The 25,640-nt window shown below is 75.9% G+C and carries 22 protein-coding genes and 1 pseudogene; 16 read left to right on the top strand and 7 right to left on the bottom strand.

The window, feature by feature from the left end:
* Positions 1-85 precede the first annotated feature (85 nt).
* A complete protein-coding gene (locus M1O15_RS26030; RefSeq protein ID WP_248636618.1) occupies positions 86-883 on the bottom strand; it encodes a glutamate racemase in 798 nt (265 codons plus the stop codon).
* Positions 884-941: 58 nt separating this feature from the next.
* On the opposite strand from M1O15_RS26030, the gene M1O15_RS26025 reads away from it, so the two are divergent.
* The 4 genes from M1O15_RS26025 (at position 942) to M1O15_RS26010 (ending at position 6,688) form a co-directional block, all read left to right on the top strand.
* Positions 942-2,156, top strand: coding sequence for a glycosyltransferase (locus tag M1O15_RS26025; RefSeq protein WP_248636617.1), 1,215 nt, complete (start codon positions 942-944; stop codon positions 2,154-2,156).
* Positions 2,157-2,685: 529 nt separating this feature from the next.
* Positions 2,686-3,165: a DUF6643 family protein gene (locus M1O15_RS26020; RefSeq protein ID WP_248636616.1), complete on the top strand. Its 480-nt coding sequence runs from the start codon at positions 2,686-2,688 to the stop codon at positions 3,163-3,165.
* Between the two features lie 269 nt (positions 3,166-3,434).
* The gene (locus tag M1O15_RS26015) at positions 3,435-4,034 is read left to right on the top strand and encodes an Rv1733c family protein (protein ID WP_248636673.1); all 600 of its coding nucleotides are present in this window, start codon (positions 3,435-3,437) and stop codon (positions 4,032-4,034) included.
* 170 nt (positions 4,035-4,204) lie between these two features.
* Positions 4,205-6,688, top strand: a complete 2,484-nt coding sequence (locus M1O15_RS26010) for a right-handed parallel beta-helix repeat-containing protein (RefSeq protein ID WP_248636615.1) — start codon at positions 4,205-4,207, stop codon at positions 6,686-6,688.
* On the opposite strand, the gene M1O15_RS26005 is transcribed toward M1O15_RS26010, so the two are convergent.
* Positions 6,607-9,027, bottom strand: a complete 2,421-nt coding sequence (locus M1O15_RS26005; protein ID WP_248636614.1) for a hypothetical protein — start codon at positions 9,025-9,027, stop codon at positions 6,607-6,609. The two genes, M1O15_RS26010 and M1O15_RS26005, sit on opposite strands and share 82 nt — an antisense overlap.
* A gap of 295 nt (positions 9,028-9,322) precedes the next feature.
* On the opposite strand from M1O15_RS26005, the gene M1O15_RS26000 reads away from it, so the two are divergent.
* Positions 9,323-10,153, top strand: coding sequence for a DeoR/GlpR family DNA-binding transcription regulator (locus tag M1O15_RS26000; protein WP_248636613.1), 831 nt, complete (start codon positions 9,323-9,325; stop codon positions 10,151-10,153).
* 49 nt (positions 10,154-10,202) lie between these two features.
* Entirely contained in the window at positions 10,203-10,655 is a 453-nt protein-coding gene (locus M1O15_RS25995) for an SRPBCC family protein (protein WP_248636612.1), read from the top strand.
* 13 nt (positions 10,656-10,668) lie between these two features.
* Here the strand turns inward: M1O15_RS25995 and M1O15_RS25990 are convergent, their stop codons facing one another.
* Positions 10,669-11,766 carry a PLP-dependent cysteine synthase family protein gene (locus M1O15_RS25990; RefSeq protein WP_248636672.1) on the bottom strand — a complete coding sequence of 366 codons (1,098 nt, stop codon included), beginning with the start codon at positions 11,764-11,766 and terminating at the stop codon, positions 10,669-10,671.
* Positions 11,767-12,183: 417 nt separating this feature from the next.
* On the opposite strand from M1O15_RS25990, the gene M1O15_RS25985 reads away from it, so the two are divergent.
* From M1O15_RS25985 to M1O15_RS25970, 4 genes and pseudogenes are all read left to right on the top strand, one after another.
* A complete protein-coding gene (locus M1O15_RS25985; protein ID WP_248636611.1) occupies positions 12,184-12,513 on the top strand; it encodes a hypothetical protein in 330 nt (109 codons plus the stop codon).
* Between the two features lie 299 nt (positions 12,514-12,812).
* Positions 12,813-13,313: pseudogene (locus M1O15_RS25980) on the top strand (ATP-binding protein); the annotation flags it as partial.
* A 676-nt stretch (positions 13,314-13,989) separates the two neighbouring features.
* Positions 13,990-14,580: a TetR/AcrR family transcriptional regulator gene (locus tag M1O15_RS25975; protein ID WP_248636610.1), complete on the top strand. Its 591-nt coding sequence runs from the start codon at positions 13,990-13,992 to the stop codon at positions 14,578-14,580.
* Positions 14,581-14,617: 37 nt separating this feature from the next.
* Positions 14,618-15,199 carry a DUF4865 family protein gene (locus M1O15_RS25970; RefSeq protein WP_248636609.1) on the top strand — a complete coding sequence of 194 codons (582 nt, stop codon included), beginning with the start codon at positions 14,618-14,620 and terminating at the stop codon, positions 15,197-15,199.
* Between the two features lie 126 nt (positions 15,200-15,325).
* On the opposite strand, the gene M1O15_RS25965 is transcribed toward M1O15_RS25970, so the two are convergent.
* The gene (locus M1O15_RS25965) at positions 15,326-16,552 is read right to left on the bottom strand and encodes an ROK family protein (protein ID WP_248636608.1); all 1,227 of its coding nucleotides are present in this window, start codon (positions 16,550-16,552) and stop codon (positions 15,326-15,328) included.
* Between the two features lie 228 nt (positions 16,553-16,780).
* On the opposite strand from M1O15_RS25965, the gene M1O15_RS25960 reads away from it, so the two are divergent.
* Positions 16,781-17,464: an HhH-GDP family DNA glycosylase gene (locus M1O15_RS25960; RefSeq protein ID WP_248636607.1), complete on the top strand. Its 684-nt coding sequence runs from the start codon at positions 16,781-16,783 to the stop codon at positions 17,462-17,464.
* Positions 17,461-17,661 (top strand): DUF8129 domain-containing protein, encoded by a 201-nt coding sequence (locus tag M1O15_RS25955; protein ID WP_248636606.1) that lies wholly within the window; start codon positions 17,461-17,463, stop codon positions 17,659-17,661. The genes M1O15_RS25960 and M1O15_RS25955 overlap by 4 nt, the downstream gene beginning before the upstream one ends.
* 95 nt (positions 17,662-17,756) lie before the next feature.
* On the opposite strand, the gene M1O15_RS25950 is transcribed toward M1O15_RS25955, so the two are convergent.
* Positions 17,757-18,464: a DsbA family oxidoreductase gene (locus tag M1O15_RS25950; RefSeq protein ID WP_248636605.1), complete on the bottom strand. Its 708-nt coding sequence runs from the start codon at positions 18,462-18,464 to the stop codon at positions 17,757-17,759.
* Positions 18,465-18,697: 233 nt separating this feature from the next.
* Between M1O15_RS25950 and M1O15_RS25945 the strand changes: the two genes are divergently transcribed.
* The gene (locus tag M1O15_RS25945) at positions 18,698-19,942 is read left to right on the top strand and encodes an MFS transporter (protein WP_248636604.1); all 1,245 of its coding nucleotides are present in this window, start codon (positions 18,698-18,700) and stop codon (positions 19,940-19,942) included.
* 14 nt (positions 19,943-19,956) lie between these two features.
* Here the strand turns inward: M1O15_RS25945 and M1O15_RS25940 are convergent, their stop codons facing one another.
* Positions 19,957-20,403 carry a MarR family winged helix-turn-helix transcriptional regulator gene (locus M1O15_RS25940; RefSeq protein ID WP_248636603.1) on the bottom strand — a complete coding sequence of 149 codons (447 nt, stop codon included), beginning with the start codon at positions 20,401-20,403 and terminating at the stop codon, positions 19,957-19,959.
* Between the two features lie 86 nt (positions 20,404-20,489).
* Here M1O15_RS25940 and M1O15_RS25935 point away from each other — a divergent pair, with 86 nt between their 5' ends.
* On the top strand, positions 20,490-22,100 hold the full coding sequence (locus tag M1O15_RS25935) for an MFS transporter (RefSeq protein ID WP_248636602.1): 1,611 nt from the start codon (positions 20,490-20,492) through the stop codon (positions 22,098-22,100).
* A 202-nt stretch (positions 22,101-22,302) separates the two neighbouring features.
* Entirely contained in the window at positions 22,303-22,572 is a 270-nt protein-coding gene (locus tag M1O15_RS25930; RefSeq protein ID WP_248636601.1) for a DUF6332 family protein, read from the top strand.
* A gap of 51 nt (positions 22,573-22,623) precedes the next feature.
* On the opposite strand, the gene M1O15_RS25925 is transcribed toward M1O15_RS25930, so the two are convergent.
* On the bottom strand, positions 22,624-23,874 hold the full coding sequence (locus M1O15_RS25925; protein ID WP_505017681.1) for a geranylgeranyl reductase family protein: 1,251 nt from the start codon (positions 23,872-23,874) through the stop codon (positions 22,624-22,626).
* A gap of 158 nt (positions 23,875-24,032) precedes the next feature.
* On the opposite strand from M1O15_RS25925, the gene M1O15_RS25920 reads away from it, so the two are divergent.
* Positions 24,033-25,400, top strand: coding sequence for a dipeptidase (locus M1O15_RS25920; protein WP_248636599.1), 1,368 nt, complete (start codon positions 24,033-24,035; stop codon positions 25,398-25,400).
* The last annotated feature ends 240 nt before the right edge of the window (positions 25,401-25,640 follow it).

The following is a 25,640-nucleotide window of genomic DNA, read 5'->3' as shown; positions in this document are numbered from 1 at the left end:
CCCTGCGCGGCCGTCGTGCCAGGTGGGCGGGGCGGCCACGGGCGGACGGGAGTGACGGCGACAGGGGCCCTGTGCGAGCCCGGGGTCAGGCCGCCGGCGCGGTGGCGGCGAGCAGGCGGCCCTCGGCGTAGGCCAGGGCGGCCGGGGGCAGCGTGCCGGGGCGGCCGCTGAGGAGTACCGCGAGGGCGCCGGCCGGCGCGGCGGAGGGGGCCGGGTCGGCGCCGAGGCGGCGCAGGGTCTGGGCGGCGACGGCCCCGGCGGAGCCGTGCAGCCGGACCGGCGGCAGCCCGGCGGGGCGGGCCGGGGTCTGGACGGCGGCCCGGATGCGCTCGGCGACCAGCTCGTAGTGGGTGCAGCCGAGGACGACCGCCGAGACGTCGTCCGGGGTGAGCGCGGCGGCCGCGGCGATCGCCCGGTCGATGGCATCCTCGTTGGCCCACTGGACGGCGTCGGCGAGACCGGGGCAGGGCACCTCGGTGACCCGGGCGGTGCCGGCGAAGTCGGCGATCAGCCGGCGCTGGTAGGGGCTGCCGGTGGTGGCCGGGGTGGCCCAGATGGCGACCGCGCCGCCGGCCGCAGCGGCCGGCTTGATGGCGGGGACGGTGCCGATCACCGGGAGCGCGGGCTCCAGTCCGGCGCGCAGCGCGGTCAGGGCGTGCACCGAGGCGGTGTTGCAGGCGACCACCAGGGCGTCGGGGCGGTGGGCCGCGGCGGCTCGGGCGGTGGCGAGGGCGTGCGCGGTGATGTCCTCGGGCGTACGCGGCCCCCAGGGCACCCCGTCGGGGTCGGAGGAGAGGACCAGCTCGGCGTCCGGCCGCAGCCGGCGTACCGCGGCCGCCGCCGGGAGCAGGCCGAGTCCGGAGTCGATGAGCGCGATCTTCACCCGGTCACCCTAGCCGACAGGCCTGGTGTTCCCTCCGTTGTGGGGCAGACTGCGGCGAATGAGCACCATTGCGTGGATCGCCCTGGCTTCGGCGGCGGCCTGGGCCTACCTGCTGCTGGGGCACGGCTTCTTCTGGCGCACCGACCAGCGGCTGCCGGCCCCCGCGGAGAAGCCGGTCGAGCCGGACCGCTGGCCGTCGGTGGCGGTGGTGGTGCCGGCCCGGGACGAGGCGGACGTGCTGCCGCGCAGCCTGCCCTCGCTGCTGACCCAGGACTACTCCGGTCCGCTGGAGGTGTTCCTGGTGGACGACGGCAGCACGGACGGCACCGGCGAGCTGGCCCGGGAGCTGGCCGCCCGGCACGGCGGTCGGCCGGTCACCGTCTCCTCCCCCGGCCCGCCCGCGCCGGGCTGGACCGGCAAGCTGTGGGCGGTGCGGCACGGCATCGCGCTGGCCCGCGCCGGGCACGGCGGCGACCACGAGGGCGGCGCGGGCCCGGCGGAGTTCCTGCTGCTGACGGACGCGGACATCGCCCATGAGCCGGACGGGGTGCGGCACCTGGTGGCGGCCGCGGTCGGCGGTCGGCTGGACCTGGTCTCGCAGATGGCCCGGCTGCGGACGGCGAACGGCTGGGAGCGGCACATCGTGCCGGCGTTCGTCTACTTCTTCGCGATGCTCTACCCGTTCCGCCGGGTCAACCGGCCCGGGGCGCGGACGGCCGCGGCGGCCGGCGGCTGCGTACTGCTGCGGACCGAGACGGCGGTGCGGGCCGGGGTGCCGGACTCCTACCGGCAGGCGGTGATCGACGACGTGTCGCTGGCCCGGGCGGTGCGCCGGAGCGGGGGGCGGCTCTGGCTGGGACTGGCGGACCGGGTGGACAGCGTCCGGCCGTACCCGGGGCCGGCGGAGCTCTGGCTGATGGTGGCGCGCTGCGCGTACGCCCAGCTGTGGCACAACCCGCTGGTGCTGGCCGTGGCGGTGGCGGGCCTGGGGGTGGTGTTCCTGGCGCCGCCGGCCGCGGTCTGCGCGGGGCTGCTCACCGGGGATGCGGCGGCCGGGGCGCTGGGCGCGGCGGCCTGGGCGGCGATGGCGGGCTCGTACGTACCGATGCTGCGCTACTACCGGCAGTCGCTCTGGCAGGCCCCGGCGCTGCCGCTCACCGCGGCGCTCTACCTCGCCATGACGGTGGACTCGGCGGTGCGCCACTACCGGGGCCGGGGCGCGCAGTGGAAGGGCCGCACCTACCCCCGGCCGGATCCCACCCGCGCCGCCTGACGACCACCGCCGGCAGGGGGGCACCGCCGCGGCGGTACGATAAGAGGCGGAGGGCGTCGTTCCGGACACCCGCCGCCGACCTGACGGATGGTCATCCCGGCGGCGGAAAAGGGAAGTCGGCACCAACGCGCGACCAATTCCGCGCCGCCACCCGACCGGGGCGGACGGCGGTGCGCTGAGTACACGCCAATTCCCGCCATGACTTCCCGACCCGAACCCGAGAAGATCATCGGCGCTGTTTCCGATCTTCGCGGTTCCGCGCCGGTTCCTTATCGTGCGCTTACGTCGCTCGCCGACGTGCACGGACGGGCCGGCATTTCCGTTTCCGGTGCTCCACCGAAGGATCCGGTACGGGCCCGTTCCGCGCGGAGGACCCGCCGGTAACCCCCGCGCTGCCTGGTCTTTACACGGACGGTGACCGTTTTTCCCGTGTTCGCTCGCATTGGCGGACCGCCCTCACCGGATCCGCCGAAAAGAACCCGCAAACCGGCCTCCCCAACCGGCGCGCGGTGGGCTTACCTTATGAGCCATGACCTCCCCCCGTGCCTCCTACGGTGGCGCGTACTACAGCGCGCCGCCGTTCCCGGACACCCCGATCTACGACTCCCTGGTCGCGGAGCGGGGCACGCCTCAGATCGCCCCGATCCGAGTGCCCGCCGCCTATGACACCGCGGCGTCCCCTCTGCCGGTACTGCCCTCCGCGCTGCCCGCCCTCCCCTCGGCGGCCGGCTACTCCGGGCAGGGCTCCTACGGCGGTGCGTACGGCTACCCCCAGCCGATGTCCGCCCCGCAGCCCGCGCCGCTGAGCCAGATGCCGGCGCCGTACATCCCGCAGCAGCACACCGCCCCGCGCGGCTACGGCCATCCGCAGGCGCCCCAGCAGTCCCGGCCGGCGCCGACCGGGTACGAGGCGATGCGCCCGGCGGCGACCGCCCGCCCGATGGCGGCACCGGCGCAGGGCGGCTACTACGACCCGTACCAGCGGCCGCAGCAGGCCGGCGGGTACTGACCGGACACGGAGCGCGAGGCACCGGCGGCGCGGTACGGCCCGGCAGCGGGTCCGCACCGCGCCGCCGCCGTGCGTCCCGGCCCCGTCCCCCTCACCGTCTCGGCTCCCCGGTCCCGTACCGGCCCGACGGCTCCGGCCGCTCCGGGATACGATCATCGCTTCGGCGGCCCGGCCGCCGGGACGGCCGCATGGTCCGGCCCCTCCCGGGAACCCGGGCCCAGCCCGCGGGCGCGTCGTACCAGGGAAGGGGGTGCGGGCCTGTGCGTGCGATGGTCGGACTACGGCGCTGGCGGCACAACCCCCTGCGCCGGCCAACGGATCTCGCCGAGGCCTGGGTGGCGCTGGCCGCCCTGCTGCTGATCGTCTTCGCCGCTCCCGCCGCCGGGTGGGCGGCCGGGAGGCTCACCGGCGCCTCGCTCACCGAGGCGGCGCGGCTCCAGCACCAGCGCCACCACCTCACCACCGCCCATGTCCTGGGCCCCGACCCGGGCGAGGCCTGGGCCGGAGACCCCGACGCACCGCTCTCCACGCAGCCGCGGCCGTCGGTGAAGGCGTACTGGAAGGCCCCGGACGGGGACCGGATCACCGGCACCCTGCCCGTCCCGCGCCCGGACGCCCGCGACGAGGGCGACACCTTCCCGCTGTGGACCGACCGCCAGGGGCGCCCGGTGGCGCGGGCCCTGGGCCCCGACGGGGTACGGGAGCATGCCGTGCTGGCCGGGATCGGCACCGCCCTGGTGGCGGCCGGACTGGTCGAGGGCGCGCGCCGGCTGGTCGTCCGGCGGATGGTCCGGCGGCGGTACGCCTGGCTGGACCGCGAGTGGGCCGGTACCGGCCCGGACTGGGGCCGGGCCGGCGCGGGCAGTTGACCGGCCCCCGCCCGCCGGTCCCGCCCGTCCCCGGTCCCGTCCGTCCCCGGTGCGGGGGCCCGCACGGCTGACCGGGCCCGCCCGGACCGCCCCGCACGCTACGGTGGGGCGACCGTTCCACAGGCGGCCCTTCGGCCGCACGCACGACGAGGTGGGGGCAGAGCAGCACCATGGCACAGGGCACGGTCCAGGTGACGCACACCGGAGCATCGCGGTGGCGGCGCCGCACGGGCGAGTACGCCTCCCTCGCCGCGGCCCTGGAGGCGGCCGGCGACGGCGATGTGCTCACCCTCTCCCCCGGCACCTACCGGGAGAACCTGGTCCTGGACCGGGCGGTCACCGTGCGGGGCGCCGACGGCTCGGCCGGCTCGGTGCGGCTCGCCCCGGCCGACGGGGTGCCGCTGACCGTCCGCGCCTCCGCCGCCGTACTGGACCTCCAGGTGGAGGGGCAGGACAGCTCGGCGCCCGCGGTGCTGGTGGAGGACGGCACCCCGGAGCTGACGGGCCTGCGGATCACCACCCGCTCGGCGGCCGGGGTGGAGGTGCGCGGCGCCGCCCGGCCCACCCTGCGGCGGTGCACCGTGGACAACCCGGCGGGCGTCGGCATCGGCGTACTGGACGGTGCGGGCGGGGTGTTCGAGGAGTGCGAGGTGGTCGCGGCCGGGCAGTCCGGGGTGGTGGTGGGCGGCGGGGCGCATCCCCGGCTGGAGCGCTGCCGGATCCACCACGCCTCCGGCGCCGGTCTGGCGGTGACCGGTGAGGGCAGCGGGCTGGAGGCGGTCGGCTGCGAGATCTACGAGATCCAGGGCGGCGGGGTGCGGATCGCCGCCCGGGCCACCGCCCATCTGACCGACTGCCAGGTGCACCGCACCACCGGCGACGGGGTGGTGCTGGACACCGACGCGGTGCTCACCCTCTCCGACTGCGACATCCACGACGTGCCGGAGAACGCGGTGGACCTGCGCTCCCGCTCGGTGCTGACGCTGACCCGCTCCACGGTCCGCCGCTTCGGCCGCAACGGGCTGTCGGTCTGGGACCCGGGGACCCGGGTGGACGCCAACCGGTGCGAGATCCACGACAGTTCCGGCGACTACCCGGCGGTCTGGGTGAGCGACGGGGCGACCGCGGTGCTGGAGTCCTGCCGGGTGCACGACGTGCCGGACGCGCTGTTCGTGCTGGACCGAGGCTCCCGCGTGGACGTGGTGGACAGCGACCTCTTCCAGGTCCGCAACACGGCCGTGTCGGTCAGCGACGGGGCCACCGCCGAGCTGGACGACTGCCGGGTGCGGGAGGCCTCCACCGGGGCCTGGTTCCGCGACCACGGCAGCGGCGGCACCCTGGCCGGCTGCTCCTTCGACGGGGTGCAGACCGGGGTGATCGTCACCAAGGGCGCCGACCCGTCGATCGAGCGGTGCACCGTCAGCTCCCCCGCCGAGGCCGGTTTCTACGTCTCGGCCGAGGGGCGCGGCACCTTCACCGGCTGCCGGGTCACCGGCAGCGGCGGCTACGGCTTCCATGTGATGGACGGCTGCCGCACGGTGCTGCGCCGCTGCCGCACCGAGCGCTGCGCACGCGGCGGCTACGAGCTGGGGGCGGACGGGCCGATGGCCGAGGAGTGCACCGGGGACGAGAGCGGCACCCGCGCCGCCCGCGCCCCGCAGCCGGTCCCCTCCGCCGTACCGTCCCAGGGCGGAGTGCTCGGCGAGGTGGCCCCGGCCCGCGTCCCCGCCCAGCCGGCCGCCAGCGCGGCCTCCACCACGGCCGCGGAGCCGGAGCCGGACCCGGCCGAGGTCCGCGCCGCCCAGGACGTGCTGGCCGAACTGGACGCCCTGGTGGGCCTGGACAGCGTCAAGCGCGAGGTGCGCACCCTCACCAACATGATCGAGGTGGGCCGGCTGCGGCAGGAGGCCGGGCTGAAGGCCGCCTCGGTCCGCCGCCATCTGGTCTTCACCGGCTCCCCCGGCACCGGCAAGACCACGGTGGCCCGGCTGTACGGGGAGATCCTGGCCGCGCTCGGGGTGCTGGAGCGGGGCCATCTGGTGGAGGTGTCCCGGGTCGACCTGGTCGGCGAGCACATCGGCTCCACCGCGATCCGCACCCAGCAGGCCTTCGACCAGGCGCGCGGCGGGGTGCTGTTCATCGACGAGGCCTACGCGCTCTCCCCGGAGGACTCGGGCCGGGACTTCGGCCGGGAGGCCATCGACACCCTGGTGAAGCTGATGGAGGACCACCGGGAGGCGGTGGTGGTGATCGTCGCCGGGTACACCGCCGAGATGGAGCGGTTCCTCACCGTCAACCCCGGGGTGGCGTCCCGCTTCTCCCGCACCATCACCTTCACCGACTACCTCCCGGAGGAGCTGGTGCGGATCGTGGAGCAGCAGGCCGAGGAGCACGAGTACGCGCTCGCCGACGGCGCGGGCGAGGCACTGGCCAAGTATTTCACCGAGCTGCCCAAGGGCCCGGCCTTCGGCAACGGCCGCACCGCCCGCCAGACCTTCGAGTCGATGGTGGAGCGGCACGCGGGCCGGGTCGCCGGGCTCACCGAGATGAGCACCGACGACCTGACGCTGCTCTACCCGGAGGACCTGCCCGCGCTCCCCGGCGCCGTCCCGGAGCCGCCGCCCTCTCCGCTGTCCGGAGCCTCGTCCTCGTAGCCCTCCGGAGTGCGCGGGGCGGGCAGCGGCAGGGCGGGCGGCAGCCGGTCGAGCAGGACGGTGCGCTCCTTGGCGAAGACCGGGTCCGCCTGGTAGTCGCCGTGGCCCAGGATCGGCTCCGGCAGCGGGTGCTCGGGGGTGCGGCCGTAGACCACGGGGTCGCGCAGCGCCCGGTGGTCCACCTCCGGCTTGCCGCCCTCGGCCGGCAGGTTCACCGGGCCGCCGATCGGGTCGGTGCGCCGCCACAGATTGCGCCAGCAGTGCAGCTCCCGGTGGAGCGCGCCCAGCGGCGCCGGCCCGAAGTAGGCCGGGAACCACCGCCCGTACAGCCGCTCCAGCGGTGAGCCGTAGGTGAGCAGGGCGACCCGGCGGCGGGTGCCGGCCGGCAGCTGCCAGACCGCGGCGGCGGCCAGCACACTGCCCTGGGAGTGGCCGGAGATGACCAGCCGGCCGCCGGTGCGCCCGGTCCACGAGGACATCCGCCAGGCCAGGTCGGGGACGGCCCGCTCGGCGTAGCACGGCGGGGCGAACGGATGCGCGGCGCGCGGCCAGAAGGTGCCGACGTCCCACAGGATGCCGATGGTGCGCCGGGCGGAGGCGTCCTTGTAGGCGCGGCGGCCCCAGGTGACCAGCACGAGGAAGCCGAGGCCGACCAGCCAGGAGCCGAGCGCCTGCGCGGTCTCGGCGGCGGCCCGGACGAAGGGGTGCGCCCCGGCGAACGCCTGCCCCGGTACGGCTCCTTCGGCCCACGCCCCGGCGACCGCCCCGGTGCCCAGCAGCAGGGTGGCGCCGGAGACGGTGCCGAGCAGGGCGGGCGCGGCGTCGGTGAGCCGGGCCCGGGCGCGGGTGGCGGCGATCCTGCGGGTACGGACCGGGTCGGGCCGCTCGCCCTCGTACTCGGCCTCCACCACCGGGCCGAGCCGGCGGGCCCGGACGGCGGTACGGGCCGCCAGCCACAGCGTCGGCACCAGGAGGAGGACCAGCAGCACCGGGATGACGGAGGCCTGCCAGCTGAGCAGCACCGGCGGACCGGCGATGGGGCCCTGGCCGGTACCGGGGGTGGCGGGTCCGTCGAGCCAGTCGGCGACCCGCTGGGACACCCCGCCGGTCATCACGCCGCCCAGGGCGCAGGCCAGCATGGCGACGGCGGGGCCGCCCAGCCCGTACAGCACCGTGCGGCCCCCGGGGCTGCGGCGGTGCAGCCGCAGCGCCACGGCGGCCATCGCCAGCACCAGGGCGCCCTGGGCGGTGGTGAGCACACTGAAGGTGACGTCTCCGGGCAGGGTGCCGAAGGAGCGCCAGCCGGGGCGGGACCAGGCCGCGTAGCCGGCGGAGAGCAGCAGCAGGGTGCCGGCGGCGGTCGGCAGCCAGGTCACCTGGGCGCGGTCGAGCCGGTGGTCCAGGCGGCGTTCGCTGCGGCCCCGGCGGCAGACCGCCCACACGGCGAGCGCCCCGGTCAGCCCGATGCCCGCCTCCAGCGCCCAGCCGAGCGCGGTGGCGAGTCCGCCGCCTTCGGCGCGGTCCTCCCGGGCGGCGGCGCCGGTGAGCGCGGCGGCCACGGTGAGCAGCCCGGCCGCGGTGTGCGCGGCGCGCAGCCGGGCGACCAGCCGGCGCCCGTACCAGAACCCGGGGCGCCCCAGCGGCGGCCGGATCTCCCCGGGCACCGCGCCGGTGCCGTCCGGCCGCATGCCGTGCGCCTCCGGGCCGCCGCGCGGCGGGCGCTGGGCCTCGTAGGCGCTCCAGGTGCGGTTCGACAGGTACCAGAGCAGCACCACCAGCGCGGCGGGCGGTACGGCGGCGAGCGCCAGCCGGCGCCCCGGCTGGGACCACCAGCCACCGCCGTCGGCCGCCAGGAAGCCCAGCCAGGCCCGGCTCCCGGCGCAGGCGGCCGACCCGGCGCACTGCCAGGCGACCAGGTCCAGGGCGACCTCGCAGGCGGCGGCGGTGAGCAGCACGGTGAGGCTGAGCGCCACCAGCCGCACCAGCACGCCGTACAGCCGGACGGCGGTGGCCTGCCGCTGGGTGGGCGGGCGCATCCAGTGGGCGAGGTTGACCACCATGAAGGGGAGCAGCAGCAGCCACAGGGCGCGCGAGCCGTTGCCGGAGGTGAGGCCGGACCAGCAGTACGCCTCCGGGACGGGGCCGTCGGCGAACCGCTCGGGCTCGCGCTCGGCGTCGCGGTCCGCGGCCCGGCGGTAGATCGCGGCGGTCTCGTCCCCGGTGACCCGCACGGTCCGCGGGTCGTCCAGCATGGCTTCCGGGGTGGTGCCGCCGACGCCGTGGACGAGCAGTTCCAGGGCGGCGCCGCGGCGGGCGGGCTCCGAGGGGGCAGGGGGCACTGCGGGCCTCGCTTTCGAGGGGGCGGGACCCGACGCGGGACGCGGCGGCGGTCGGAACCCGGGGGGTGGGGCGGGGAGATGGGGGCGGCGGGGACCCCAGCATCACCGGTCACGGGTCCGCCCGTAGGGGTCTTACCCAACTTCACCCCTGCCGGTGACCGGTCGGTGTCCGGTCGGCGCGAGGTCGGTGCCCCGCGGGCCCGTGGCAGGATGAGGGCCCCGTCACCGTGGTGGCGGGGCACGGGTGGGACCCGTGGCGGGCGAGGCGGACGACGTGGAAGGACCGGCCCCGGCGGTGAGCGACAACCAGAACCTGCTGGCGGAGCAGCGGCGCGCCCTGATCCTGGAGGAGGTGCGGCGGCGCGGCGGGGTGCGGGTGAACGAGCTCACCCGCCGGCTGGGCGTCTCGGACATGACGGTCCGCCGCGATCTGGACGCGCTGGCCCGGCAGGGCGCGGTGGAGAAGGTGCACGGCGGGGCGGTGCCGGCCGCCGAGGCGAGCAGCCACGAGCCGGGGTTCGAGGCCAAGTCCTCGCTGGAGCGGGACGCCAAGGAGGACATCGCCCGGGCGGCCGCGGAGCTGGCGGTGCCGGGCAGTGCCGTCGCCCTGTCCGGCGGGACCACCACCTACGCGCTGGCCCACCGGCTGCTGGAGGTGCCGGAGCTGACGGTGGTGACCAACTCGGTGCGGGTGGCGGAGGTGTTCCACACCGCCCAGCGCGCCGGTGGCGGCGGACCGGCCCGCCCGGGCGCGGCGACCGTCGTCCTGACCGGCGGGGTGCGCACCCCGTCGGACTCGCTGGTCGGCCCGGTCGCCGACCAGGCGATCCGCTCGCTCCACTTCGACGTGCTGTTCCTCGGGGTGCACGGGGTCTCGGTGGAGGCGGGGCTGTCCACGCCGAACCTCGCCGAGGCGGAGACCAACCGCCGGCTGGTGAGCGCCGCCCGCCGGGTGGTGGTGGTCGCCGACCACACCAAGTGGGGCACGGTGGGCCTGAGTTCCTTCGCCCGGCTGGACGAGGTGGACACCCTGGTGACCGACGGCGGCCTCTCGGCGGCGGCCCGCGCCCAGATGGCCGAGCACCTGCCGGGCCTGGTGGTGGCGGGCGGCCCGGAGCCGCTCTGACGGATCCGGTCCTCCGGCACGGGCCCGGTCGCCTGCCTACGATCGCCGGGTGAGCCTCTTCCGTATCTCCCGTACGACCCCGCTGCCGCCCGCCGAGGTCTGGCGGCGGCTGACCGACTGGCCCGCGCACGGGGCGCAGGTGCCGCTGACCCGGACCCGAGTGCTGACGCCGGGGCCGTCCGGCCCGGGCACCCGCTTCACCGCCCGTACCGGTATCGGCCCGGTGGGCATCGACGATCCGATGGAGGTGGTGCGCTGGGAGCCGCCCGGCGAGGGGCCCGGGGCGTCCGGGATCTGCCGGCTGGAGAAGCGCGGCCGGGTGGTCACCGGCTGGGCGGAGTTCGAGCTCCGCGCCGAGCCGGACGGCTCCACCCGGGTGTGGTGGACCGAGCGGATCGGCGTACGGGGAGTGCCCCGGGTGGCCGGCCCGCTGCTCGGCGGGGCGGGGAAGCTGGTCTTCGGGCGGGCCCTGGACAAGCTGCTGGCGCACCGTCCCCGGTGACCCGGCCCCGGCCTCAGTGCGGCCAGCCGCCCCCGCCGAGGAAGGTGTCGATGGTCGCGCGGTACGGGGCGATGTCCAGGCCCTGCTCCGCCAGCCAGGCGTCGGAGTAGTAGCGGTCCAGATAGCGGTCGCCCGGGTCGCAGAGCAGGGTGACCACGCTGCCGGTCCGCCCGGCGGCCACCATCTCGGCGACGATCCGCAGCGCGCTCCACAGCCCCGTGCCGGTGGAGCCGCCCGCCTTGCGCCCGATGGCGTCCTCCAGCGCGCGGACCGCCGCGATGCTCGCCGCGTCGGGCACCTTCATCATCCGGTCGACGGCACCGGGCACGAAGCTCGGCTCCATCCGGGGGCGGCCGATGCCCTCGATCCGGGAGCCGCAGTCGCTGGAGGCCCCCGGGTCGCCGGTGGTCCAGCCCTCGAAGAAGCAGGAGTTCTCCGGGTCGGGGACGCAGATCATGGTGTCGTACTGCATGTAGTGCACATAGCGCGCGATGGTGGCCGAGGTGCCGCCGGTGCCGGCGGTGGCGACGATCCAGGCCGGCTCGGGGTAGCGCTCCAGCCTCAGCTGCTGGTAGATCGACTCGGCGATGTTGTTGTTGCCCCGCCAGTCGGTGGCCCGTTCGGCGTAGGTGAACTGGTCCAGATAGTGCCCGCCGGTGGTCCGGGCGAGCGCGGCGGCCTCGTCGTACATGGTGCGCGGATCGTCCACGAAGTGGCAGCGGCCGCCCTGGAACTCGATCAGGCGGATCTTCTCCGGGCTGGTGGTGCGCGGCATCACGGCCACGAAGGGGACGCCGACCAGGCTCGCGAAGTACGCCTCGGAGACCGCGGTCGAGCCGCTGGACGCCTCGATGACCGGGCGGCCGGGGCGGATCCAGCCGTTGCACAGGCCGTAGAGGAAGAGCGAGCGGGCCAGCCGGTGCTTGAGGCTGCCGGTGGGGTGGGTCGACTCGTCCTTCAGATAGAGGTCGATGCCCCAGGACTCGGGCAGCGGGAAGCGCAGCAGATGGGTGTCGGCGGACCGGTTGGCGTCCGCCTGCACCTTGCGCACGGCCTCCTTCAGCCAGGTCCGGTAGGACGCGTCGCTGCGGTCCACGTCCACGGTCGCCAGGGGCGCCCCGGCCGCGGCGGTCGGCGCGGTCCCGGGTCCCTGGTGCCCCTCGGGCTGCTCAACGGTGCTCACGCGCCACTCCTCGTACCTGTCTTCGCGCCGGTCTTCGCGCTGATCTGCCTACTGGTCTTCGTGTTGATCTTCTCTGCGTCTTCCGCCGGTGTCCCGCCGCCGTCCGCGGCCTTGAACATACCTGCCCCACCTGCGCAAATGATGACTTGGACGTTCCATAGGGAACACTTGTGGAAGGCGCCGCGGTGGCGCCGTGGCGGTGGGGCGCGAAGGAGTGAGGGGCGCGAGGACCGGGCGTACGGGGTCACAGGGGGGCGCGTGGAGTCTTCCGTCCCGCACCCTGGTGCCGAGGCCGCTCCTTGGGCAGACTGACCGCCAGAACTGGACGAAGGGGGCTGGGTACGCATGGCCGAGGCTGATTTCAGCGCGACAGGCGTACGGATCGAACGGTGGCCGCGGTCGCTGACCCGGGCCGGCGAGGTGCTGGTCCAGGACGGCCGGCTGGCGCTGCTGACGAGTTACGGGCGGGTGATCGACAGCGCCCCGGTGCGGGCGGTGCGGACGGCCAAACCCTGGTTCTCCGACCGGGGCGACGCCATGGTGGCGACGCTCAACGGCCATCGCTACCGCCTCACCCTGGGCCAGCGCGACCCCGCGCGCGGGACGGCCGCGGCCCGGGCGCTGACCGGCCGGCTGCGGGACGCCGTCCGCCGCGGTGGCGGCGGTACCGACTAGACCCGGGCCCGGACACCACCCGGTACACCCGCGCGGGGCGCCGTACGCGGCGCCCGGTGCGGGCGGGGCCGGTGGTGCCGCGTACGGCACCGGTGCCGTCCGGCGGGGCGTGGGGCGTGTGAGTTGCGCCGGACGGTCCGCTGGGTCAGGCTGGACGGACATCACTACCCAGGGTGCATTGACGGTCACACTGCGGCGCGAACCGCCGTGAACGCCCGGAGCCCGCAGCCGGCCACCCACTGGACCCGATCTCCGTCTTCTCCGTCTTCTTCCGGACCTCATTTCGGGGAGTCGCAGCCGTGATCAGCCAGGTAAGCAGGCAGTGCACGGTAGAGCTCCAAGCCCTGCCGTCGCGGATCGGACAGGTCCGCAGAATCGTTTCTGCGCAGTTGCGCTACTGGAACCTCGATTGCCTCATCGAGAAGGCGGCGCTCGGTGTCACCGAGTTGCTGACCAACGTCCACCAGCACGCCAGGCCCGACAAGGTGTGCACCGTCGGGATGGAGGTGCTGCTCGGCCGGCTGACGGTCTCGGTCCATGACCACGATCCGCGCCTGCCGTCGGCCAACTCCTCCGACCCGCTGTCCACTTCGGGGCGCGGGCTGGCCCTGATCGAGGCGTTCAGCGAGAGCTGGGGGGCCAGACCGGACGGCGAGTCGGGCAAGGTGGTCTGGTTCACCCTCCCGGCGCCCCCGCCGTCCACGCCGCCCGTCCCGCCGCTCCCGGTCTACGGGGCGGCCACCACCGGCCCGTTCACCGCGGCCGTACCGTTCGGCGACACCACCCTGGCCGCCCGGGCCGGCGACGGCGCGGGCGCCCTGGCAGTGGTCGCCGCCGCACACGCGGACCCGTCGGGGTCGGCGCCGGTGGGGCCGGACCCGTCGGTGCCGGTGCCGGTGGGGTCGGACCCGTCCGTTCCAGTGCCGGTGGGGTGGGACCCGTCCGTTCCGGTACCGGTGGGCTCGGACCCCTCCGTTCCGGTGCCGGTGGGGTCGGGCCAACCCGCCGCCGTACCGCCCGGGTCGGACCCGCCCGCCCTCGTACCGCCCGGGTCGGACCCGCCCGCCCTCGTACCGCCCGGGTCGGATACGCCGGGCCCGGTGCCGCCCGGGTCGCGGGAGTCCGTACCCCGTCTGCGGCCGAAGCACCCGGCGGGTGCTCCGCCCACCGGCCGGCCCGACCGGCCCGTCCGGCCCGCCGCCACTCCGGGCCCGCTCCCGGTCACATCGGTGACCCCGGTGGCACCGGCCGCTCCGGTGGTGCCCGCCTCCCCCGCGCCCCCGTTGGCACCGGCCGCCCCACGGCTGCCCTGAGCCGCAGCCGGGGCACGCGCTGACCCGGGGGCCTTCCCCGGCGGGAAGACCCCCGAGTCAGCGCGACCATGCCCCCCGCCTCCGCCCCCGCCGCTACCACGCGGCGGGGGCGGCCGACGTGTCTGCCACGCGGGTCCCGACCGTTGCCGCTGTACCTACTGGTATGTACAGTCGGCTCGTGAACACCTCCGAACGCCTGGTCGCCGCCACCCGCGAACTGCTCTGGGAGCGCGGCTATGTGGGCACCAGCCCACGCGCCATCCAAGCCCGCGCCGGGGCAGGCCAGGGCAGCATGTACCACCACTTCGCGGGCAAGCACGGGCTCGCCCTCGCGGCCGTCGGGCGCTCCGCCGAGGAGCTGCGGGAGGCCGCGGAGGCGGTGCTGGGCGGGCCGGGCACGGCGTACCAGCAGGTGCGGGGCTATCTGCTGCGGGAGCGGGACGTGCTGCGCGGCTGCCCGGTCGGGCGGCTGGCCATGGACCCCGAGATCGTCGCGGACGACGCCCTGCGCGCCCCGGTCGAGGAGACTCTCGGCTGGCTGTGCGACCGGCTGGCCGGGGTGATCGGGCAGGGCGTGGCGGACGGCGAGTTCGACCGGGGGCTGGACCCGGAGGCCACCGCGGCGGCACTGGTCGCGGTGGTGCAGGGCGGCTATGTGCTGGCCCGCGCCTCGGCTTCGCCCGCGGCCTTCGAGACCGCGGTACGGGGCGCCCTGGCCCTGCTCGGCCCCGCCGCCCCGGAGACCGCGCGCTGAAGCAGCCCGTCCCGCCCCCTGAAGGAGCTGAGCACCCATGCTCGCCATGCAGTACGAGATCGGCCTGCCCGCCGACTACGACATGGACGTCATCCGCCACCGGGTCGCCACCCGGGGCCGGCTGCTCGACGACTTCCCCGGGCTCGGCTTCAAGGCGTATCTGATCCGGGACCGGGCCGACGGCGCCCCGGTCAACGCGTACGCCCCGTTCTATCTCTGGCGGGCGCCCGAGGGGATGAACGCCTTCCTCTGGGGTGCTGGCTTCCAGGGCATCGTGGACGACTTCGGCCGGCCGCCGGTGCGGCAGTGGCCGGGGCTGGCCTACCGGGAGGGGGCGGCGGCCGCGGCGGCCCCGCAGTGGGCCACCCGGCGGCTGCTCCGGATCGACCAGGACGCCTCCCCGGCCCGGGCGGTCGAGGCCGCGGAGGAGGAGCACGAGCGGCTGGCCCGGCGGGAGGGCGTGGTGGCGGCCGTCGCGGCCGTGGACGCGAGCCGCTGGGAGGTGCTGCGTCTCGCGCTCTGGGCGGGCGAGGCGCCCGAGGACGAGGGCGAGGTGTACCGAGTGCTCCATCTGTCGGAGCCCGAACGGTCCCGGCTGCCCCAGGGGCGGCTGCGCTGAGCGGCGGCACGGCCCCGGCAGCGCACCGCACGCACCGCAGGGATCGCACGGGCCGCACGAGCGCGCGCCCCCGCCGGGCGGCCGAACCCCGCCGACCGGTGCCGCCCCGGGACCGAGACCGACCGGTCAGCCGACCAGGTGGCCCAGCGCGGCCAGCGGGTCGTCCAGGACCGGCTGCCAGGCCAACTCGGCCGCGCCCGCGAGGCTGTTGTGGCTCAGGGCGCAGCCGACGATGGGCATGGAGCCGCTGCGGCCCCAGAGGCTGCGGTCGGCCACCACCGCACGCAGCCGCTCGGGGTCGGCGGCCAGGAGTTCGCCGTGGAGGCCGCCGAGGATGATCCGGTCCGGGTTGAGGATGTTCACCAGCCCGGCGAGCCCGAGCCCCAGCCGGTCGATCAGCTCGGCGGTCGCGGCCCGTACCCCGGGGTCGTCGGCCTCGGTGCGCAGCAGGTCGCGGCACTGCTGGAGCAGGGAGACCTCGGGCCCGGGTTCGCGGCCCGCCGCGGTGAGGAAGGCCAGCGGGTCGGCCTCGACGTCCAGGCAGCCCCGGCTGCCGCAGTAGCAGGGGCGGCCGGCCGGGTTGACGGTGAGATGGCCGACCTCCAGGGCCAGGCCCGAACTGCCGGTGTGCAGCCGGCCGTCGAGCACCAGGGCCCCGCCCACGCCGCGGTGGCCGGTGGCGACGCAGAGCAGGTCCCGCGCCCCCCGGCCCGCGCCGTGGCGGTGCTCGGCGAGGGCGGCCAGGTTGACGTCGTTGCCGGTGAAGGCGGGGCCGTCGATGCCGGCCTGCCGGACCAGGGCGGCGAAGATGTCCCGTACCGGCGCGCCGGCGGGCCAGGCGAGGTGCAGCGGGTTGAGCGCGGTGCCCTCGGGTTCGGCGACGGCGGACGGCACCGCGAGCCCGGCGCCGACACAGCGCCGTCCGCCGGCCGCCAGCAGCGCCGCACCGGCGTCCACGACGGCGGCCAGCACCTGGGCCGGGTCCTCGTCCACCGTCACACAGCCGGGCGCGGTCGCCACGATGCGCCCGCCGAGGCCGACCAGGGCGGCCCTAAACCCGTCGGCGTGCACCTGGGCGGCGAGGGCCACCGGACCGTCCTCGGCGACGAGCAGGCGGTGCGAGGGGCGGCCCTGGGAGCCGGCCGCGGCGGCGGGGCGTGAGTCCACCCGGATCAGCCCGAGCGCCTCCAGTTCGGCGGCGACCGCGCCCGCGGTGGCCCGGGTGACGCCCAGCTCGGCGGTGAGGACGGCCCGGGTCGGGGCGCGGCCGGTGTGCACCAGCTCCAGCGCGGGCCCGAGCGCGCCGCGCCCTCGGTCCAGCCGTGATCGGGTCGTCGTCGCCTTGCCGTTCATGACCGCGAGTCTCCCATGATCCGCTCCTCGCCCTTTCCTCGTGGCGGCCGTACCCCGGCCCGCCCTCCAGGGAACCGCGGTGCCCGCCCCGCGCCCGTCCGGCGCCGTTTCGTCCGCCCGTGGACGGGTACTGCGGGCGGCACGGCGGTACGCGGGCCCGGTGCGGGCCGCGGAGGGAGGCGGGACGGCGGAGGACGGACGCACAAGCCAACCGGAGGTGCGGTTTCCATGGCACACCACGGAGACGGGGCGACGGTGCGGGCGCTGCTGGACGAGCAGGGCCGCACCTACGCCGAGGAGGCGGGCATCCGGCTGAAGGACACTCCGCAGCCCCTGTACGAGCTGCTGGTCCTGGCCCATCTGCTGAGCGCCCGGATCAGGGCCGGGGTGGCGGTCGCGGCGGCGCGCGCCCTGTTCGACGCGGGGCTGCGGGACGCCCGCCGGATGCGGGACGCGGACTGGCAGCAGCGGGTGGACGCGCTGGGCGAGGGCGGCTACCGGCGCTACGACGAGCGGACCGCCACCCAGCTGGGCGACGCCGCCGGACTGGTTCTGGAGCGCTACGGCGGCGATCTGCGCAAGCTGCGCGAGAAGGCCGGGGGCGACGTGGACCAGGCGCGTTCCCTGCTCCAGGAGATGCCGGGCATCGGGCCCGCCGGGTCGGACATCTTCCTGCGGGAGGCCCAGGGGGTGTGGCCGGAGTTCGCCCCCTGTCTGGACCGCAAGGCGCTGGACGGGGCCGAGCGGCTGGGACTGCCCACGGACCCCGGCGAGCTGGTCGGGCTGGTCCGCGCGGAGGAGCTGCCGGCCCTCGCCGCCGCCCTGGTCAGGGCGGCGCTCGACCGCGATGTCGCCGACGCGGTGCACGACCACGAGGAGACAGCCGACGAGCCTCAAGGAGGTTCCCGATGACCACCGCAGACCGTGCCGGGCTTCCGCTGCCCGACTACGACGAGCTGACCGTCGGCACGCTGGAGCACCGTATCCGGGGGCTCGGCGCCGCCGACGTCGAGAAGCTGCTGCACTACGAGCACACCCACGGGGACCGCGCGATGGTCGTGCAGGTCCTCGCCGCCCGGAAGCACCAGATCGACGAGGAGGGCGGCTGACACCCGGCGCCGCCCCGCTCTCCCGAGGAGTCCCGGACGTCTGGAGGGGGCGCGGACCCGTCGTGGTCCGCGCCCCCTCAGTACCCGGCCCGGGCTTACGCCCCGACCTCGCAGGCGCCCTCCGGACCGCAGGCGGCGGCCTCGCCGGTGGTGGGGGTGGTCGCGGCCCGGCCCTGCCAGGCCTGTTCGAGGGCCTGGGTGAAGACCTCGGCGGGCTGGCCGCCGGAGACCCCGTAGCGCCGGTCCAGTACGAAGAAGGGCACCCCGGTCGCGCCCAGCGCGGCGGCCTCCGCCTCGTCGGCCCGGACCTCCTCCGCGTAGCGCGTACGGTCCGCGATCACCTCGCGCACCTCCCCCTCGTCCAGCCCGGCCTCGACACCGAGGGCGGCCAGCACCTCCGCGTCGAACACCGAGCGCTCCTCGGCGAAGTTGGCCCGGTAGGCGAGGTCGAGCAGTTCGGACTGGCGGCCCCGCGCCCTGGCGAGGTGCAGCACCCGGTGGATGTCGAAGGTGCTGCCGTGGTCGCGGCCCTCGGTGCGGTAGCCGAGCCCTTCGGCGCGGGCGTTGGCCGCGACGTGCTCCTCCATGCCCCTGGCCTCGTCCTGGGTGCGGCCGTACCGCCGGGCCAGCAGGTCGAGCACGGGGAGGGTGTCCCCGGGCGCCCGGTCCGGGTCGAGCTCGAAGGAGCGGTGTACGACCTCCACCTCGTCGGCGTGGGCGAAGGCGGCGAGGCCCTGTTCGAAGCGGGCCTTGCCGATGTAGCACCAGGGGCAGGCCACATCGCTCCAGATCTCCACACGCATGTTGCTGATCACTCCAGGGTCGTGCCGGGTTCGTCGGGTGGTGGGGTCCGGCGGCGCTCCTCAGCGTGCGACCGCCGCCCTGGCCGGGCGGGGCCCGCCGGACCTGTCCGCAGTGCTCGAACACCCGGCGGCTCCCTCGCATTCCGCACCGGCGGTCCGTCGGCCCCGGCGCCCGCGCCACCCCGCCCCTCCCGAGCTTGAAGACTCTCCCCCGTCACCCCTATCCTCCTTTTGTGCCGAACTTGAACAAACTCCGGAGCGCCACCCGGGGGAGCACCGGACGGCACCCCGCCGCGCTCTCCTCCCTGTCCCGCCTCCGTACCGCCCTGACCGTGTTCTTCGCCCTGGACGGCTTCCTCTTCGCCGGCTGGGTCGTCCGCATCCCCGCCATCAAGGCGCAGACCGGAGCCTCGGCCGGCAGCTTGGGGCTGGCCCTGCTCGGGGTCTCGGCCGGGGCGGTGGTGACCATGACCCTGACCGGCAGGCTGTGCCGGCGGTACGGCAGCCACCGGGTGACGGTCGCCGCCGCCGTACTGCTCAGCCTGAGCATCGCCCTGCCCCCGCTCACCCACTCCGCCTCGGCGCTCGGCCTGGTGCTGCTGGTCTTCGGCGTCGGCTACGGCGGGATCAACGTGGCGATGAACAGCGCCGCGGTCGACCTGGTCGCGGCCCTGCGCCGCCCGGTGATGCCCGGTTTCCACGCCGCGTTCAGCCTGGGCGGGATGCTCGGGGCCGGGCTCGGCGGGCTGGTCGCGGGCGGGCTCTCCCCGATGGCCCATCTGGCGGCGCTGACCGGGGTGGGCCTGCTGCTCACCGCGGCGGCCGCCCCCACCCTGCTGCGCCACCCCGCCCCCGTACCCCCGGACCCCTCCCCCGCCCCGGAGTCCCCGCCGTCCCGGAAGCCCGGGCGGATGGACCGGCGGTCCCGGCGGCTGGTCACCGTCTTCGGGCTGATCGCCCTGTGCACCGCGTACGGGGAGGGGGCGCTGGCGGACTGGGGAGCGCTCCACCTGGAGCAGGACCTGCACGCCCATCCGGGGATCGCGGCGGCCGGATACTCGGCGTTCGCCCTGGCGATGACCGTGGGGCGGCTCAGCGGTACCGCCATGCTCGAACGGCTGGGCCAGACCCGGACCCTGGTGGCCGGCGGCGCCACCGCGGCGGCCGGGATGCTGCTCGGCGCACTGGCCCCGTCGGTCGGCCTCGCGCTGCTGGGCTTCGCGGTCACCGGCCTGGGACTGGCCAACCTCTTCCCCGTCGCCATCGACCGGGCCGGGGCGCTGGCCGGACCCGACGGGGTGGCGGCCGCCTCCACCCTGGGCTACGGCGGGATGCTGCTCGGGCCGCCCGCCATCGGCTTCCTGGCCGAGTGGCTCTCGCTGCCGCTGGCCCTGACCACGGTGGCCCTGCTGGCGGGTGCGGCCGCGCTCACCGGCTACGCGGTACGGAACGCCTCCGCCGCCCCTCGTACCGACTGACCGCCGGCCGCCGCCTACTTCTGTGCCGCGCCCGGCTCGCCGGCGGTCTTCGGCCGCTCCGGCGCCGCCTCCCCGTTGAGCATCCGGCCGAGCACGGAGCGCTGGACGGGCTGCGCCTCGGCATGCCGGGCGCGCCCCTTCTCGGTGAGCACCACGCGCACTCCGCGCCGGTCCTCGCTGCACATCCCGCGCGTGACCAGTCCGTCCTTCTCCAGCCGGGCGACCAGCCGGGACAGCGCGCTCTGGCTGAGGTGCACCCGGGAGGACAGCTCCTGCACCCGGTAGGTGTCGCAGGGGTCGTGCGCGGCCGCCTCGACGAGGACGTCCAGCACCTCGAAGTCGCTGGCGCCGATCCCGTACGGATGGAGGGCGCGGTCGAGCTCGCAGGTGGTGCGCGCATGCAGCGAGAGGACGTCACGCCACTGCTCCACGAGCGCACGTTCGATCTTCGTCACTGCCATGGAGTCACATTACCCCACTCCGGCCGTTCGTTGCACCGGAATTAAATGCGCTTGCATTCGATGTACGTGCATGTACTGTGCTGACCATGACTTCTGCGCTCAATGTCCTCTCCCCCGCCGGGGCCCCACCGGCGGGGGACCGCTGGAGCCCCCGGTTGTGGGGCACCCTGCTCGTGCTCTGCGCCGCGATGTTCCTCGACGCGCTCGACGTGTCGATGGTCGGTGTCGCCCTCCCGTCGATCGCCGGCGACCTCGGCCTGTCCACCGCCACGCTCCAGTGGATCGTGAGCGGCTACATCCTCGGTTACGGCGGACTGCTGCTGCTCGGCGGCCGGGCCGCCGACCTGCTGGGCCGGCGCCGGGTGTTCCTGGTGGCGCTCGCCGTCTTCGCCCTCGCCTCGCTGCTCGGCGGGCTGGTGGACTCCGGGCCGCTGCTGATCGCCAGCCGCTTCATCAAGGGGCTGAGCGCCGCGTTCACCGCGCCCGCCGGGCTGTCCATCATCACCACCACCTTCAGGGAGGGCCCGCAGCGCAACCGCGCCCTGTCGATCTACACCACCTGCGCGGCCACCGGCTTCTCCATGGGCCTGGTGCTGTCCGGGCTGCTCACCGAGGTGAGCTGGCGGCTGACCATGCTGCTGCCCGCGCCCATCGCCCTGATCGCCCTGGTGGTCGGCGCCCGGCTGATCCCGCACAGCCCCCGGGAGAACACCCGCGGCGGTTACGACGTGCCCGGCGCCGTCACCGGCACCGCCGCCATGCTGCTGCTGGTCTTCACCGTGGTGCAGGCCCCCGAGGCCGGCTGGGCCTCCGCCCGTACGCTGCTCTCCTTCGCCGCGGCGGCCGCGCTGCTCGCCCTCTTCGTGGCGATCGAGCGCCGCAGCGCCGGCCCGCTGCTCCGGCTGGGCGTGCTCCGCTCCGGTTCGCAGGTCCGGGCCCAGCTCGGCGCGGCCGCCTTCTTCGGTTCCTATGTGGCCTTCCAGTTCATCGCCACCCAGTACATGCAGTCCCTGCTGGGCTGGTCCGCGCTGCAGACCGCCCTCGCCTTCCTGCCGGCCGGCGCGCTGGTGGCCGTCTCCTCCACCAAGATCGGCGATGTGGTCGACCGCTTCGGCACCCCGCGGGTGATCGCCCTGGGCTTCACCCTGCTGGTGGCCTCGTACGCGATCTTCCTCCAGGTCGACCTGACGCCCCGGTACGCCGCCGTGATCCTGCCGGCGATGCTGCTGCTGGGCGCGGCCTGCGCGCTGACCTTCCCCTCGCTCAACATCCAGGCCACCAACGGCGTGGACGACGACGAGCAGGGCATGGTCTCCGGGCTGCTCAACACCTCGGTGCAGGTCGGCGGCGCCGTCTTCCTCGCGGTGGTCACCGCGGTCATCACCGCCGGCGGCGAGGGCGGGTCGCCGCAGGCGGTGCTGGACAGCTTCCGCCCGGGTCTCGCGGTGGTGACCGCGATAGCCGTCGTCGGACTGCTGATCACCCTCACCGGCGTCCGCGCCCGCCGCTCCGCCCCGTCCCTGGTGGTGGCCTCCTCCGAGAGCACCCCGCTGACCACCGAGACCACCGCCCCCGTCCCCTTCCCGCCCTCCGCGTCCCCGGCCTCCGCTCTGCCGGAGACCGCCCGGCCGGAGACCGCCGAGCCGGTGGGCGCGGAGCCGGTGGGCGCGGCGGCACCGGTCGCCGCCCGCGACTGATCCGGGCCGCCACTCATACGCATCGCCGCGGGAATCCGTCCCAGCCGGGACGGGTCGCGGCCGGCACCGGCCGCGGGCAGGGCACCGCCACGGGGGTGCGGCGCCCTGCCCCGCGGCCCCGCGCCACGACCGGGAAGGCCCGGGGCGCGGCCGGAGACGATCACCTTGTCTCCCGGCCGCGCACCGGGCCAGACTGTCCGTCATGGGGACCAGGAGCCAGGCGCGGCGGGACGCGATCACCGTGGAGATCGGCTACGCGCTGGTCACCGCCGTCTTCCTCGCCGGGGTGCTGTTCTGCCTGGCCGCCGCCCCGGTGCCGGTCTTCGACCTGGAGGGCTCGGCGGCACGCGGGACGCTCATCGCGGCCGGCGCGGTCGCGGGCCTCGGCTTCGCCTTCCGGACCGCCCGGGTGCTGTGGCGGTTCGACGCCGCCACCCCGGGCCGTCCGGACCCCGGCGGCCCGGAGCACTGACCCAGCGCGCCCCCGGGCCCGGACTCCGCCGCCCCTCCCGCCCCCGTCGGCCTACCGGCCGCGCCGGTCCAGGGCGTCCAGGGCGCGCCGGGCGACCGAGGAGCCGCGTACCAGGCCGCCCAGGGTGGTCTTGCCCCGGGTGATGTCCACGAACGCCTGCCACGCCGGACGGAAGCCGGTCAGGGTGGCGTGCAGCAGCCCGGGGCGCTTGGCGAACAACGTCAGCATCCGCTTGCCGACCGCCATCTCCACCCCGAGGCCCGCCTTGATGGCGAAGGCGTAGTTCAGCGCCTGGCGGCGGGCGTCCACCGCGTCGCCCGCCTCGGCGATCCGCACCGCCCACTCCCCCGCCAGCCGGCCCGAGCGCAGCGCGAAGGAGATGCCCTCCCGGGTCCAGGGTTCCAGCAGCCCGGCCGCGTCGCCGCAGACCAGCACCCGCCCCCGGGACAGCGGGGAGTCGTCGGTGCGGCAGCGGGTCAGGTGGCCGGAGGAGACGGCGGGTTCGAAGCCGGCCAGACCCAGCCGGGCGATGAAGTCCTCCAGATAGCGCTTGGTGGCGGCGCCCTCGCCGCGCGCCGAGATCACGCCCACGGTGAGGGTGTCGCCCTTGGGGAAGACCCAGCCGTAACTGCCCGGCATCGGGCCCCAGTCGATGAGCACCCGGCCCGCCCAGTCCTCGGCGACCGTCTCCGGCACCGGGATCTCCGCCTCCAGGCCCAGATCGACCTGGTCGAGCTTGACGCCGACATGCGCCCCTATCCGCCCGGCGCTGCCGTCGGCGCCGACGACCGCGCGGGCGAGCACCACCTCGCCGTCGGCCAGCACCACCGCCGCGGTGCGCCGGTCCGGCACCGTCGTCCCGTGCTGCTCCACCCGGGACACGGTGACCCCGGTGCGCAGCTCGGCGCCCGCCTTCTGCGCCTGCTCCACCAGGCCCGCGTCGAACTCGGGCCGGTTGACCAGGCCGAACATCATGCGCTTGGCGCGGCGGGTGCGGGCGAAGCGGCCGTTCAGCGAGAACGTCACGGCGTGCACCCGGTCCTGGAGCGGCAGTTCGAAACCGGGCGGCAGGGCGTCCCGGGACGGGCCGATGATGCCGCCGCCGCAGGTCTTGTACCGGGGCAGCTCCGCCTTCTCCAGCAGCAGCACCCGGCGCCCGGTGACGGCCGCGGCATAGGCCGCGGACGCTCCGGCGGGCCCGGCGCCCACCACCACGACGTCCCAGACCGGCGCGGAGGGACCGTCACCGGAGGGGGCGTCATCCGGGTGGGTGTTACCGGCGTCTGCGTTCTCGCTGCTCACGATCTGTTTCCGCTCCTGATCCCGACCTTTGGCCCTTGCTCTGGACCGCATCCTACGGCGCGGGCCCGCTCCACCCCCTGTGGGAGTATCGGACTCGTGTTCGCCGTACCGATCACGGTGGCACCCGTCTCAACGTCGCACCCACCAGGAGCGTGCCCATGACCGCCCGTGCCACCCGGCCGATCGCCGAGACCGTCGCCTCCCTGATGCCCCGCGCCAAGGCGGAGCTGGCCGAGCTGGTGGCGTTCCCGTCCGTGGCCGATCCGGCTCAGTACCCGCCCAGCGCCTGCGAGGCGGCGGCGGCCTGGGTCGCGGACGCGCTGCGCGCGGAGGACTTCCAGGACGTCGCCGTGCTCGACACTCCCGACGGAAGCCAGTCGGTGTACGGCTACCTGCCCGGCCCCGAGGGCGCGCCGACGGTGCTGCTGTACGCGCACTACGACGTGCAGCCGCCGTTGGACCCGGCCGGGTGGCACACTCCGCCGTTCGAGCTGACCGAGCGGGACGGCCGCTGGTACGGGCGCGGCGCCGCCGACTGCAAGGGCGGGTTCATCATGCACCTGCTCGCGCTGCGCGCCCTCAAGGCCAACGGCGGCGTGCCGGTGGGCGTGAAGGTGATCGTGGAGGGCTCCGAGGAGCAGGGCACCGGCGGTCTGGAGCGGTACGCGGAGGCGCACCCCGAACTGCTGGCGGCGGACACCATCGTGATCGGCGACGCCGGGAACTTCCGGGTGGGCCTGCCCACGGTCACCTCCTGCCTGCGCGGGATGACCACCGTACGGGTGCGGGTGGACACCCTGGAGGGCAACCTGCACTCCGGGCTGTTCGGCGGGGCCGCGCCGGACGCGCTGGCCGCGCTGATCCGCGTACTGGACTCGCTGCGGGCCGAGGACGGCTCGACCCGGGTGGACGGGCTGGCGGCGGACGGCGAGTGGACCGGTCTGCGCTACCCGGAGGACGACTTCCGCAAGGACGCCCGGGTGCTGGACGGGGTCGGCCTGATCGGTGACGGGGTGGTCGGCGACCGGCTGTGGGCCCGCCCGGCCGTCACGGTGGTCGGCATCGACTGCCCGCCGGTGGTCGGGGCGACCCCCTCGGTGCAGTCCTCGGCCCGGGCCCAGGTCAGCCTGCGGGTGCCGCCCGGCCAGGACACCGCCGAGGCGACCAGGCTGCTGACCGCGCACCTGGAGGCGCACACCCCCTGGGGCGCGCGGGTGTCCGTGGAGCCGGTCGGGCAGGGCCAGCCCTTCCAGGCGGACACCACCAGCCCCGCGTACACCTCGATGGCCGCGGCCCTCGCCCAGGCCTACCCCGGCCAGGAGATGCAGGTGGCCGGCATGGGCGGCTCCATCCCGCTCTGCAACACCCTCGCCGCCCTCTACCCCCAGGCGGAGATCCTGCTCATCGGGCTGAGCGAACCGGAGGCGCAGATCCACGCGGTGAACGAGAGCGTGTCGCCCGAGGAGCTGGAGCGGATGTCCGTGGCCGAGGCCCTCTTCCTCGCCGAGTACGCCGCCCAGGCGTAACCCCCGGGCGGACCGGCCACCGCCACCGGCGGGATGGAGGGCTGCCGGCCGGCGTCCCCGGCACCGGCGGACCCGGCCCGGTTCCCGTAGACGATCAGCCGTCAGCGGATCCGCTGACGGCTGACCTGCGTTCCCCCCCCCCCCCCCCCCCCCCAACGGCCCCCCCCCCCCCCCCCCCCCCCCCCGCCCCCCCCCCCCCCACCCCCCCCCCCCCCCCCCCCCCCCCCCCCCCCCCCCCCC

The sequence above is a fragment of the Streptomyces lichenis genome (genome assembly GCF_023218175.1).
In the GTDB taxonomy this organism is placed as follows: Bacteria; Actinomycetota; Actinomycetes; order Streptomycetales; family Streptomycetaceae; genus Streptomyces; species Streptomyces lichenis.
This window is presented reverse-complemented; position numbering and strand designations above follow the sequence as displayed.

Bases quoted from the DNA above. Each gene is read 5' to 3' on its own strand.
- M1O15_RS26025 (WP_248636617.1), top strand. From the start codon at position 942: ATGAGCACCATTGCGTGGATCGCCCTGGCTTCGGCGGCGGCCTGGGCC.
- M1O15_RS26020 (WP_248636616.1), top strand. From the start codon at position 2,686: ATGACCTCCCCCCGTGCCTCCTACGGTGGCGCGTACTACAGCGCGCCG.
- M1O15_RS26015 (WP_248636673.1), top strand. From the start codon at position 3,435: ATGGTCGGACTACGGCGCTGGCGGCACAACCCCCTGCGCCGGCCAACG.
- M1O15_RS26010 (WP_248636615.1), top strand. From the start codon at position 4,205: ATGGCACAGGGCACGGTCCAGGTGACGCACACCGGAGCATCGCGGTGG.
- M1O15_RS25985 (WP_248636611.1), top strand. From the start codon at position 12,184: ATGGCCGAGGCTGATTTCAGCGCGACAGGCGTACGGATCGAACGGTGG.
- M1O15_RS25975 (WP_248636610.1), top strand. From the start codon at position 13,990: ATGTACAGTCGGCTCGTGAACACCTCCGAACGCCTGGTCGCCGCCACC.
- M1O15_RS25970 (WP_248636609.1), top strand. From the start codon at position 14,618: ATGCTCGCCATGCAGTACGAGATCGGCCTGCCCGCCGACTACGACATG.
- M1O15_RS25965 (WP_248636608.1), bottom strand. From the start codon at position 16,552: ATGAACGGCAAGGCGACGACGACCCGATCACGGCTGGACCGAGGGCGC.
- M1O15_RS25960 (WP_248636607.1), top strand. From the start codon at position 16,781: ATGGCACACCACGGAGACGGGGCGACGGTGCGGGCGCTGCTGGACGAG.
- M1O15_RS25955 (WP_248636606.1), top strand. From the start codon at position 17,461: ATGACCACCGCAGACCGTGCCGGGCTTCCGCTGCCCGACTACGACGAG.
- M1O15_RS25950 (WP_248636605.1), bottom strand. From the start codon at position 18,464: ATGCGTGTGGAGATCTGGAGCGATGTGGCCTGCCCCTGGTGCTACATC.
- M1O15_RS25940 (WP_248636603.1), bottom strand. From the start codon at position 20,403: ATGGCAGTGACGAAGATCGAACGTGCGCTCGTGGAGCAGTGGCGTGAC.
- M1O15_RS25935 (WP_248636602.1), top strand. From the start codon at position 20,490: ATGACTTCTGCGCTCAATGTCCTCTCCCCCGCCGGGGCCCCACCGGCG.
- M1O15_RS25930 (WP_248636601.1), top strand. From the start codon at position 22,303: ATGGGGACCAGGAGCCAGGCGCGGCGGGACGCGATCACCGTGGAGATC.
- M1O15_RS25920 (WP_248636599.1), top strand. From the start codon at position 24,033: ATGACCGCCCGTGCCACCCGGCCGATCGCCGAGACCGTCGCCTCCCTG.